This is a genomic window from Clostridium estertheticum (genome assembly GCF_018861295.1).
Taxonomy (GTDB): Bacteria; Bacillota; Clostridia; order Clostridiales; family Clostridiaceae; genus Clostridium_AD; species Clostridium_AD estertheticum_D.
This window is the reverse complement of record NZ_JAHLDM010000019.1, coordinates 31563-44119: the sequence shown is the minus strand read 5'-3', so window position 1 is coordinate 44119 and position 12557 is coordinate 31563. Positions and strand designations below refer to the sequence as shown.

Sequence of the window (12557 nt, the reverse complement as noted above, 5' to 3'; positions counted from 1 at the left end):
TTGAAATTATTATACCTAAGTAGTTATACTAATTATTTAGGTATATTTTATGTGATATTAAATATAATACCATATGTAGTAATTTTAAAATAATCGCCACTACATATGGTATTATATAATACATTTTATAAAAAATCAAATAATAAATTAAATCAAATTATGACTAATTATGGGCTTGTTTATTAAATATAGTAGTATAATAAATGTATACTTAGTATAGCACTATATTCGATGTGCATTTATTATTTTGGAAGAGGTGAGGAGGAAATTATGATACATCAATTCGATGGACAAATCCCGAGTATACATAAAAATACTTTTATTGCTATCAGCGCAGATGTTATAGGAAATGTATCTATAGGAGAGTACAGCAGTATTTGGTTTGGAGCTGTATTAAGAGGCGATATGAATTCTATGTCTATAGGTAATTACACAAATGTTCAAGATAACTGCACTATACATAATGATGACGATTTTGTTGTTAATATTGGAGATTATGTAACTATAGGACATAATGCTATAATACATGGTTGTACAATTGCAAATTATACTTTAATCGGAATGGGAAGTACAATCCTTAATGGTGCAGAAATAGGAGAGTATACTATAATTGGAGCTGGTAGTTTAGTTACGCAGGGGAAAAAAATACCGTCTGGTGTTTTATGCATGGGAGTGCCGGCAAGGGTTATAAGAATATTAACGGCTCAGGAAAAAGAGGGCTTAAAAGAATCAGCGCATCATTATGCTGAACTTTCAATGAAATATATGATAAAAGATGACAAGTATATTTAGTACAATTTGTTGATAAAATTAACAAATATATAGATTGGTCAAAAGTTTAAAAAAGGTAGGGGATATTAAATGATAAAAATAGGAGATATTAATAGTTTAAAGGTAGTTAGGCGTGCAGATTTTGGTTACTATTTGGGAGCTGAGACAGATAATACGGATGATGATGTATTACTTCCAATGAAAAGTACAGTAGGGAGAGCACTTAAAATTGACGATGAAGTTGAAGCGTTTATATACAGGGACTCGAGTGACAGATTAATTGCAACTTTAAAAAGGCCACTGGCAAAAGTTGGAGACTTAGCTTATCTTAAGGTAGTCGACATGACTACAATAGGAAGTTTTGTTGAAATTGGTTTAGAAAGAGATATATTAGTTCCTTTTAAAGAGGAAAACTATAGCTTAGAAACAGGTAAGAAATATCTTTTTTACATATATCTAGATAAGACTGGAAGACTTGCAGCTACTACTTTTATTGATAAATATTTATATGATACAGATTCATATGAAATTGATGATGAAGTTGAAGGTACAGTATACGGAATCCAGACTAATGGCACATTAATGATAGCTATTGATGACATTTATAGAGCTGTTATTCTAAGAAATGAGAATTATGCTAGTGTAATACCCGGAGACAGACTAACTGTGAGAGTACAGAAATATTACGAAGATGGTAAAATGGATGTAACAGCAAGAAAACCAAGATTAGAAGAAAGAGATGTAGTTGGACAGCAAATATTAGAATTCTTAAATAAATCTGGTGGATCTATGGTATACAATGATAAGAGTTCCCCAGATGATATAAAGAAAACATTTAGAACAAGTAAAAATGCATTTAAAAGGGCATTGGGTGGACTTATGAAATGTGATCTGATTGTTCAAGATATGGATGGTACTAGATTAAAAGAACAAGATATTAAATTAGAAGAAATAGAAAAAGAGTAAATAAGAGAAATGTCGTTAAACGGCTAAAGCCTTAAATATTAAAAGGCTTTAGTCGTTTAATATTTTTTGAAAATATTTTAACTTTGTTATTAAACATGAATTATTATTATTTTGGTTATACTATATCCGAAGAATAAATCATTTTATTAATAAGGAGGATTTCTAATGAAATCAAAAAACATATTATTAACATCGGCTATACTAGCCGTATTACTCGTAGGATGTAACATGAAAGCTCCAACTCAAACACCTAAAAAAACTCCAAAGGTAATAACCGCAACTTCAATGGTAAGTACTCCAAAAGAATTTGAAAAGGCTATAAGTAGTAATGGTACGTGGATTATTACCTTGAAAAAGAATATAACTATAAATAAAGATCTTGTAGTTAATGGTGAGTTCAAAAAGGATAAAAATATTGTAGGACGTAATATAGACCTATATAGTCAAGACAAAAATAAGAACATAACTAATAAATTTATTTTAACTGTGCCAAAATTAACTGTTAATAGTCCTAAAACAAGTATAGAACATGGAACTTTTAAAGGTGACCTTTATGTGGCATCAAATAACTTTCAGTTAATAGATACTACAGTTAAAGGAAATTTATATTTTACTACAAATGAAGCTAAAAATACATGTAAAATGGATGCTAAAAGTAAAGTTACTGGAAAGCAGGAATTAGTAACAACTTTAAATGAAGTAGACACTGCAGCCTCTTTTGAAAAGGCTATAAGTAAAGATGGTATACAGACTATTGATATGAAAAAAAGTTTAACTATAAATAAAAACCTTGTAGTTGATGGTGAGTTTAGAAGTGATAAAGCTCTTTTGCAACGCAAGATAAATCTATACAGTCAAGATAAAGCTAAGAACATAGGAGATAGATTCACTTTAGCTGTGCCAAAACTAACGATTAAAAGTACTGAAACAAGTATGGAACATGGAACATTCAAAGGTGACCTTTATATTTCGGCAAATAACTTTCAGTTAATAGATACTAAGGTTGAGGGAAATGTATATTTTACTACACCAGAAGCTAAAAACACATGTAAAATGGATGCTAAAAGTAAAGTTATTGGAAAACAAGAATTAAGAAAATAATATAATGCACATGAATTCAACTATTAAGGTAAGAAACATATATATATGATTCAAATAAATAGAGGTCGATGAATTAATTCATCAACCTCTATTTATTTATTTAATTTTCTAAAGTTTTAGATAACATACGTTTAAACATTTTTACAATCTCATTTAAGATTAAGGGCATAATGGATAATATAGTTACGAAACCCCAATCATTCATACTCAAAGCATGAACACTGAACACTTTTGCAAGTGGTGCTATTGTTATTATAAGGATTTGTAGCATTAGGCCTAAGAGAATAGATCCAATTAAATATTTGTTTGAAAATAAACCTATTTGGAATATGGACTTCTTTTCGTTTCTCATATTTAATGAATGAATAAGCTGAGAGCAACTAAGGACTACAAAAGCCATAGTTTGTGCATGTTCTAAAGCATCTGGTTTAAGACCACTCGGGAATAGTGGAAATAGATTTGTATCACCACTATAGTATTTTGCACCTATTATAAATGCTGCTAGGGTTAGTATTCCAATTAACAATCCATTAAGAGCTAAACTTAAGGTCGAGTTCTTAAATAAACTATCCTTTGGATTACGTGGTTTATATTTCATTACGTCAGGGTCACCAGGATCGACTCCCAGAGCTAGAGCTGGAAGTGTATCTGTAATTAAGTTAACCCACAATATATGGATGGGGCGAAGAGGAGATGCCCAACCTAAAAGTATTGCAAAAAACAGTGCTATAATTTCTCCAACATTACAGGAGATAAGGAATATTACAGTCTTTTTGATATTGCGAAAGATGTTCCTTCCTTCTTTTATAGCAGCAACAATAGTTGAAAAGTTATCATCCATTAATACCATATCAGCTGCACCCTTAGCAACATCGGTGCCCGTTATACCCATTGCAACACCGATATTTGCTATTTTAAGAGAAGGTGCATCATTTACCCCGTCTCCAGTCATTGATACGATGTTCCCTTTGGATTTAAAAGCTTTTATAATTTTCACTTTATGCTCTGGAGATACTCTTGCAAATACCTTAATATTATCAATCCTACTATTTAATTCGACCTCTGATATGCTATCAAGCTCAGTTCCAGACATAACGCTTTTAGAATCATCTGTAATATTAAGTTCTTTTGCTATAGCAAAAGCTGTATTTTGATGGTCGCCAGTTATCATTACAGTCTTAATTCCTGATGCGTGACATAGTGCAATAGAATCTCTAACCTCAAGCCTTGGCGGATCTATCATGCCAACGAGTCCAATAAGTATTAAATCACTTTCTAAAGAATCAATATCTACATGACTTGTTTTAAGAACTTTATAAGCAGCACCCAAAACTCTTAATGCATCATCAGACATGTTATTAGATATTGCTATTATGTCTTTTTTTATTTCAGGAGTAATAGGTACGATGCTACCTTTGATATATGCTTTAGTACATATATTTAACAAATTATCAATTGCTCCTTTTGTCATTACATAATATCCGTCATCATATTTATTTACAGTAGTCATTAATTTTCTATCCGATTCAAAAGGAATTTCATCAATTCGCGGGTGTTTTTTCTCTAAGGCATCTTTGAGTATATTGTTGCGTGCTCCAGCTACGAGTAGTGCAATTTCAGTTGGGTCACCTGTTTTTGAATTTTCGGAGTAGGTAGAATCGTTACATAAAATGAGATTTTCAAGTAGCAACTTCTGCTCTTTATCATTAAGATTTAAAGTCTCAATATTTCCTAGGGAATCACCTGCATAAAATTTTGTTATAGTCATTTTATTTTGAGTTAAGGTTCCTGTTTTGTCTGAACATATAATATTTACTGAACCTAAAGTTTCAACAGCAGGTAGTTTACGTACAATTGCATGCTCCTTAATCATTTTTTGAACTCCCATAGCAAGTACTATAGTGACTATTGCAGGGAGACCTTCAGGTATAGCGGCAACTGCTAAACTAATGGATGTAAGAAGCATTTCAAAAAGATCTCTCTTTTGAAGAACACCTACAACAAACATAAGAGCACATATAAATAATGCACCTATTCCAAGAAATTTTCCAAGCTGTGCTAGTTTTTTTTGCAGTGGAGTTTCGGTATCTACTTTTTCGTCTAGCATTTTAGCAATTTTACCAATCTCAGTATTCATTCCAGTAGATACAGCTATGCCAACGCCTCTACCATAGGTTGCAAGCGTTGACATAAAGAGCATGTTTTTTTGATCTCCTAGTGGAATATCATCGCCGGTTAATACAAGTGTTGCATCTTTATCTACTGGTACAGATTCTCCTGTAAGTGTAGATTCCTCGATTTTTAAATTTGCAGTTTCAAGTAGCCTTAAATCGCAAGGTACATATCGTCCAGCGTCGATAATAATAATATCACCAGGTACAACTTCTCTAGATGGAATTTCTTTTACCTCTCCATCACGCCTAACTACGGCATTTGGAGTGGATAGTTTTTTCAATGCATCAAGAGCTTTTTCTGCTTTAGATTCTTGAATAATTCCGACGGTAGCATTGATAACAATTACGATAGCAATTATAACTGCATCGCTTGTTTCACCTAGAAGGGCAGAAATTACAGCAGCTGCAATTAAAATGTAAATTAGAATATCATTTAATTGGGCGAAAAACATAGAAAGTAATGTTTTAGGTTTTTTAGTTTCTAACTGATTGAATCCAAATTTTTCTCTTTGTATTTCTGATTGTTTTTGAGAAAGCCCCGTTTCTAAATTTGAGTTAAATTCTTTTAGAACTTCTTTTATAGTTTTGCGTGCAAACATGAATACCACCTCTTTTTATAGTATTTGCAATTATAGTGAAAATTATTAGAGACAAAAAAACCTTTGCTCTATTAAAAAATAGAACAAAGGTCTGGCAACATCTAGTGAGTTAATTATCCGGGTGTATTTTAGTACACCGTGATGACGAATAATTAAAAGCAGAAAAACTGCCCTCGCTACTCCCCTTTGGTACATTAAACATATCATATCATATTATTAGAAATGAAACAATAAGTATATTAGGTAAACAAAAAGCAATGTTTTAAAAATCAGATGGGGAATAGTCCATAAAATATAATGCCTAATAGTCCAGAAATCATTATTGTTATAATTGGATGAAATTTATCAGTTAGTAGTAGTCCAAATATAATAAATCCAATTATTACGCTTTTAATGTCTTTATAAGATTCACGGCCTAGAGACAAAAATACGGAAATTATAAGACCAATCATAGCAGGACGCATACCTGTGAGGGCTGCTTTCATTATATAGGATTCTTTGAATTTCATAATATAATGATTTGCAATGGAAACTAGAAGAAAAGAAAATGAGATTACACCTAGGGTTGCAGCGATACTACCTGATATACCAGCCACTTTAAAACCTACAAAAGTAGCTGAATTTATGGCTATTGGTCCTGGAGTCATCTGAGATATTCCAATGATATCAACAAATTCTTTATAGCTAATCCAATTATTGCTTTTTACAATTTCTCTTTCGATAAGTGGAAGCATAGCATAACCTCCGCCAAAGCTAAAGGCACCTATTTTTAAGAAGGATAGAAACATTTTAATTAAAATACCCATTTATTTCACCTTCTTTCCAAGAAATAGAACTCCATATAAACCAGATAAAAGTATAACTATAACAGGATGTACTTTAAAAAATAATATGCTTGTAATTGACAATAAAATTACAATAAGATTTGTATAGTTTTTCTTTAGAGATTTTGATAAACTTACTACCGCTATAAGTATAAGTACTGGTACTGCAGCAGAAATACCTTTGAAAATTAAATTGACATAGTAATACTCGCGAAATTTCATAAAAAAGACAGCTATGCATAGAATTATAAAAAATGAAGGTAAAATGACTCCAAGAAGTCCGATTATAGCTCCAAGTAGACCGCCAATTCTGTAACCAATAAATATGCTACAATTAACAACTAAGGCTCCAGGAAAAGTTTGAGAAATAACAACTATATCTAAAAAGTCTTCTTTTGAAAGCCACTTTTTTTTACTTACAACTTCAGTTTCAATAAGTGGGATCATGGCATAACCTCCACCAAAGGTAAAAGAGCCTATTTTAAAGAAAGTCAAAAACATAATCAGTAATCTTTGCACCGGGACACCCCCTATAATTTATTTTGTTTTGTGGCTAGAATTTATTTTGTATTGTAGCTAGAATTTATTTTGTTTTGTGTATATTTTTTTGATGAAAGTTCGTTATAATATACATAAGAATATAAAAGATATAAAAAGTTTAAAAAATAACTATAGATAAATTGGAGGTGAAATAATCATGGAAATATCAAGAGCTAGAAGAAATTCGACTATTTCAACAGATAAAAAACCTATTCAAAATAAAATGGACTTTTCCCAAAACTTTAGTTCTGCTAGGCATAATAGATCAGAGGAGCAGCTAAAGGATATGATGGATGATATAAAAAAGAAAGGAAATAGGTTAAGTACTACAAAATGTTATGCTGATGTTAAAGCATATAAAAATTTAATTAAAGAATACTTGGAATCTGTTTTGAAACATATGTACGAAGTTAAAAAAGATATTAGTTTTTGGCAAACACAATATTTTATAACAGTAGATACTGTAGATGCTAAACTTGAAGAACTTACTCAAATGTTACTTAATCAGGAAAAAGATAATCTTAAGGTAGCAAATACTATTGATGAAATTTCAGGTTTAATCGTTGATATATACAAATAAAGATATATATTACTATTAATGCATTCATCTTCGCTAAAAACTACTAATTTTATTTTTAATTAATTTACTAAAAAATATAAACTCGCTAGCGCTCAAACATATATTTTTCTTAACGCAAATCAATTAAAAATAAAATAAGAAGTTCTAAAGCTTGATTCAATGCATTATACGTAATATATATCTTTTTCTATGTGTAAAAGGAAAAGGTAGCTTCATCTTCGCTAAGAACTACTAATTTTATTTTTAATTAATTTGCTAAAAAATATAAACTCGCTAGCGCTCAAACATATATTTTTCTTAACGCAAATCAATTAAAAATAAGTATGGAGTTCTAAAGCTTGATTGAATGCATTACTCGTATTGCAATACGCGTAATATATACTTTCCTTGGTGTTAAAAGATATTAAAGGAAAGAATTATAACTAGCATCTGATGGCATTCTAAGATCGCCTCTTGGAGAAACACTTATTGTTCCTACTTTTGGACCATCAGGCAAAGCTGAACGTTTAAATTGTTGAGTAAAAAATCTTTTTATAAATTTATCGAACCATTTAATTATTACGACTTCCTCGAAGTCGTCTTTAAAGGCTTGTTTTGCTAAAAATAATATTTTCTCAGGAGTTGCGCCTTGCTTCATAAAATAATAAAGAAAGAAGTCATGGAGTACATATGGTCCTACTATGTCTTCAGTCTTTTGCGTTATTTTTCCACTTTTATCTTTAGGCATAAGTTCAGGACTTACTGGGGTATCAAGAATATCTAAAAGAATGTCTGTGACTTCCTTTGACGATTCTTTATCTGCTACATATTTGACTAAATATCTAACCAATGTCTTAGGAATTGAACAATTTACAGAGTACATAGACATATGGTCTCCATTATATGTGCACCAACCTAAAGCAAGTTCTGATAAATCGCCTGTACCTATTAACAGGCCACCTTCCTTATTGGCAAGATCCATAAGAATTTGAGTTCTTTCTCTTGCTTGAACATTCTCATAAGTCACATCATGTTTCCCTAATGGATGACCTATATCTTTAAAATGCAAAAGACATGCGTCAACTATATTAATTTCTCTAAGGTCAGTACCTAAATTTTTGCATAGATTTACTGCATTTAAATAAGTTCTATCTGTAGTCCCAAAACCAGGCATAGTTATAGTTATAATATTTTTTAATGGTATTTTTAGTTTGTCAAAAGTTTTAACTATAACAAGTAGTGCTAGTGTTGAATCAAGACCTCCAGAAATACCAACTATAGCTTTATTAAGTCCAGTGAATGAAAATCTTTTAGCAAGAGCTGAAGATTGTATATTGAATATTTCTGCGCAGCGTACTTCACGTTTAAGTTGATCCGACGGAACAAAAGGATATTTATCAATATCTCTATCAAAGATGCCAAAATCCATATTTTCAAATTCAAAAGAAATTTCTTTTACTTCAAAGGGACATATGGAATTAGTATTTCTAAAACTTGTATTTTTCATTCTTTCACTATTTAACTTATTTATATCAATAATAGATGTAATAACTTCGTTTTCTCTTTGAAATCTATTATTTTCTTTTAATAATAAACCATTTTCACTAATTAAAAGATGACCACTGAAAACTAAATCGGTAGAAGATTCAAAAACACCTGAGGATGCATATAAATAAGAACACATACATCTTGCACTTTGAGATGTTACTAAGGATTTTCTGTAATCAGCTTTACTAACTAATTCATTAGATGCAGATAGGTTGGCAATTATATTTGCACCCTGAAGAGACAAGTAGCTGCTTGGAGGAATGGTTACCCAAAGATCTTCACAAATTTCAAAACCAAATTTAATGTTGTCACAAGTAAATAATAAATTTGTTCCAAAAGGGATGCCACTAGCAAAAGAAAGATTCACGGTTTTGTTTATTATGGAAAGACCCTCTGCAAACCATCTTTTTTCGTAAAACTCAGTATAATTAGGAATATAGCTTTTTGGTACTATTCCTAGAAGTTTTCCGTTAAATATTATGTAAGCGCAATTATATAGACAATCATTAAAGTATAATGGAGAGCCAACAGCAATTAATATATCTTTATTTTCAGAAAACTCACATAGAGATTTAATTGCATTTTCAGATTTTTTTAACAATCGCTGTTGCAAAAATAAATCTGCACAAGTGTAAGCTGTTATGCAAAGTTCTGGAAAAACTATGAATTTTGATCCTTCTGCGTAAGCCTGTGTAATGCATTTTTGTATGTTAGTTAAGTTGAATTCTATATCTGCCACATTTACTATTGGACAAGCAGCAGAAACCTTTATAAAAGAAGTTTCCAAACTAATTCACGACCTTTCTTGGTTTTATTATATAGTATATGCAAATATTTCTTTATATAACAAATATTTAGTAGAATTATATCATTATTTTGAATACATTAGTAGAAACGTTAATGATTATTTTACCAATAATTAAATTGTTATTTACTATTTACAATAAATTTATAATTACAATGTAACGTATTATTGAGAAAATGAGAGTAAATACAGGGTAGATGGTGAAAAAACGACAAAAATGCACGAAAAAAGATACTATATATTAAAATAAAACTTTATTAAGTTTAGTATATACAATATAATGTGATTATAACATTATAAAAAATTTATTTATTTAGTTTATAAAAGATGAATATTATTCATAAATATTCTATAGTAATAATATTGATTTTAAAACATAATAAGGTTGTATTATAAAATTCATAAAAGTTATATAATATAGGATATAGATTAATAATGACATAAGCTGTTAAAGTTAATAATATTTTAGATTTTAAGGGGGTATAATATGAGCTGGACACCGATGATATTTTGGATAGTTGTTGCAGTGGCGGCATTAGCTATTGATATTACAACTAGTAGTTTTATGTTTGTATGGTTTGCTGCAGGAGCACTCGCAGCAATTATTTCTATTGGCTTAGGTGCACCAATATTTGTGCAAATAATTATTTTTGTAGCAGTTAGTGGAGTGGCCATGTCTATAGGGTATCCTATAGTTAAGAAGACCATAAGCAAAACTGTGAAAAAAACTTTGACTATGGAAGAAGGGTATGTAGGACAAGAATTTACAATAACAAAAGATATTGATCAAAAAGGAAATATTAAGTTTCAAGGAATTTATTGGACTGTTAAAAATGACGGTGAACCTTTAAAGAAAGGTGATTTAGTTCGAGTTACTGGTATTGAAGGAAATAAATTATTAATATCTAAAGTATAAGTTATATTAAAATTTGAGGAGGAATTTGTTATGGGTTCGATTATAGGTTTAGTTTTATTGTTACTAATTGTCGTTATGATTTTAACATCTATTAAGATTGTTAATACTGGGTATGTAATTCTAATAGAAAGATTTGGTCAGTTTCATAGGATATTAGAGCCAGGTTGGCATTTTACAATTGTATTTGCAGATTTCGTTAGAAGAAAAATTTCTACTAAGCAACAAATACTCGACATACAACCACAGAATGTTATAACTAAAGATAATGTAAATATATCAATTGATAATGTTATATTTTATAAAGTTATTAATTCAAGAGATGCAGTGTATAATATTGAGGATTATAAATCAGGTATTGTGTATTCAACTATTACTAATATGAGAAATATTGTTGGAGACATGACATTAGATGATGTATTATCAGGAAGAGATAGAATAAATTCTAAGCTTCTTGAAATAATTGATGAAATTACAGATGCTTATGGAATAAAGATTTTATCTGTAGAAATTAAAAACATTGTTCCACCAAGTGAGATTCAACAAGCTATGGAAAAACAGATGAGAGCAGAGAGAGATAAGAGAGCGTTTATTCTTACAGCAGAAGGCGAAAAACAAAGTCAAATTGAAAGAGCAGAAGGACATAAGCAAGCTCAAATATTAAATGCTGAAGCTGAAAAGCAAGCAAATATTAGACGTGCAGAAGGACTTAAAGAATCACAACTTTTAGAAGCAGAAGGTAAAGCAAGGGCTATAGAGACAATTGCAATTGCAGAAGCAGGTGCTATAAGAAAAGTAAATACAGCAATAATTGAGTCAGGTACAAATGAAACTGTAATAGCATTAAAACAGATAGAAGCTCTTACAGAAATGTCTAAAAATCCAGCTAATAAGCTTATACTTCCGAATGAAATATTATCAAGTTTTGGTAGTATATCAGCAATAGGCGAAATGTTAAGAATGGATAAGAAATCTGAAAATAAAGCAATACCTACTAAGGCAATACCTACTAAAGCAATACCAAACAAATCAATGCCAAATAAATAAAAATAGATATAAAAATAAAGTCTGAGAAATCAGGCTTTATTTTTATGCTTATTTTTTTTGGTTTTGTTTTTTTTCTGAACTGAGTAACCAAATTTACCTAAAGGTTTAGAATTAACGCTAAAATATTCGCCATGAGAATAAGTAATGAGATCTGCCAGTTCAAAGTGTATTTTTCCAAGATCATCTATTAAAGTATTATCAACATGCGTATTTACTATTTCAGCTAAAAATAAATCGTGTGTCCCTAAAGGGGTAATGCTTTTAACTTTGCACTCTAAAGATATGGGGCAGTCAGATATTATTGGTGCTATGACATCTTTTGCGTCGTCCACTTTGAAGTTCATCTCATGAATCTTATCTACTTGTTTACCAGAACGCACTCCGCAATAATCAACTTCTCTTGTCATTGCAGCAGTAGGTAGATTTACTACAAAGTCACCACTTTCTTTTATGTAATCATAGGAAAGTCTCTCAGGCCTTATAGCTACAGTTATCATTGGCGGTTTTGTACAAGCCATTCCTATCCATGCTACTGTAAAAACATTTATTTTACCTTCTTTATTTTTTGATGTAATTAATACTACGGGAACGGGATTTAACATTGCGCTACCTTTAAATATGGTTTTTATCATGTATTTTCACCTCTATATTTTTAACATACATTATAAGGTATGTCTCTTGTTTTTATATAACATTATATATTATACAAT

General features: G+C 30.3%; 11 protein-coding genes. 6 read left to right on the top strand and 5 right to left on the bottom strand.

The window, feature by feature from the left end; all coding sequences use genetic code 11:
* Positions 1–270 precede the first annotated feature (270 nt).
* The 3 genes from KPL54_RS17215 (at position 271) to KPL54_RS17205 (ending at position 2838) form a co-directional block, all read left to right on the top strand.
* Positions 271–792, top strand: coding sequence for a gamma carbonic anhydrase family protein (locus tag KPL54_RS17215; RefSeq protein WP_216107736.1), 522 nt, complete (start codon positions 271–273; stop codon positions 790–792).
* Positions 793–861: 69 nt separating this feature from the next.
* The gene (locus KPL54_RS17210; RefSeq protein ID WP_216107735.1) at positions 862–1737 is read left to right on the top strand and encodes a CvfB family protein; all 876 of its coding nucleotides are present in this window, start codon (positions 862–864) and stop codon (positions 1735–1737) included.
* 165 nt (positions 1738–1902) lie between these two features.
* Complete coding sequence (locus tag KPL54_RS17205; RefSeq protein ID WP_216107734.1) at positions 1903–2838, top strand: hypothetical protein; 936 nt, start codon at positions 1903–1905, stop codon at positions 2836–2838.
* A 100-nt stretch (positions 2839–2938) separates the two neighbouring features.
* On the opposite strand, the gene KPL54_RS17200 is transcribed toward KPL54_RS17205, so the two are convergent.
* From KPL54_RS17200 to KPL54_RS17190, 3 genes are all read right to left on the bottom strand, one after another.
* Positions 2939–5611 (bottom strand): cation-translocating P-type ATPase, encoded by a 2673-nt coding sequence (locus KPL54_RS17200; protein ID WP_216107733.1) that lies wholly within the window; start codon positions 5609–5611, stop codon positions 2939–2941.
* A gap of 269 nt (positions 5612–5880) precedes the next feature.
* Positions 5881–6417: a chromate transporter gene (locus KPL54_RS17195; RefSeq protein WP_216107732.1), complete on the bottom strand. Its 537-nt coding sequence runs from the start codon at positions 6415–6417 to the stop codon at positions 5881–5883.
* Positions 6418–6936 carry a chromate transporter gene (locus tag KPL54_RS17190; protein WP_253203549.1) on the bottom strand — a complete coding sequence of 173 codons (519 nt, stop codon included), beginning with the start codon at positions 6934–6936 and terminating at the stop codon, positions 6418–6420.
* Positions 6937–7132: 196 nt separating this feature from the next.
* On the opposite strand from KPL54_RS17190, the gene KPL54_RS17185 reads away from it, so the two are divergent.
* Positions 7133–7555: a YaaR family protein gene (locus tag KPL54_RS17185; protein WP_216107730.1), complete on the top strand. Its 423-nt coding sequence runs from the start codon at positions 7133–7135 to the stop codon at positions 7553–7555.
* 403 nt (positions 7556–7958) lie between these two features.
* Here the strand turns inward: KPL54_RS17185 and KPL54_RS17180 are convergent, their stop codons facing one another.
* Entirely contained in the window at positions 7959–9869 is a 1911-nt protein-coding gene (locus KPL54_RS17180; protein WP_216107729.1) for an NAD(+) synthase, read from the bottom strand.
* Between the two features lie 505 nt (positions 9870–10374).
* On the opposite strand from KPL54_RS17180, the gene KPL54_RS17175 reads away from it, so the two are divergent.
* Positions 10375–10803 carry an NfeD family protein gene (locus KPL54_RS17175; RefSeq protein WP_253203543.1) on the top strand — a complete coding sequence of 143 codons (429 nt, stop codon included), beginning with the start codon at positions 10375–10377 and terminating at the stop codon, positions 10801–10803.
* A 30-nt stretch (positions 10804–10833) separates the two neighbouring features.
* A complete protein-coding gene (locus KPL54_RS17170; RefSeq protein WP_216107728.1) occupies positions 10834–11847 on the top strand; it encodes an SPFH domain-containing protein in 1014 nt (337 codons plus the stop codon).
* Positions 11848–11876: 29 nt separating this feature from the next.
* Here the strand turns inward: KPL54_RS17170 and KPL54_RS17165 are convergent, their stop codons facing one another.
* Positions 11877–12479: a flavin reductase family protein gene (locus KPL54_RS17165; RefSeq protein ID WP_216107727.1), complete on the bottom strand. Its 603-nt coding sequence runs from the start codon at positions 12477–12479 to the stop codon at positions 11877–11879.
* Positions 12480–12557: the final 78 nt, after the last annotated feature.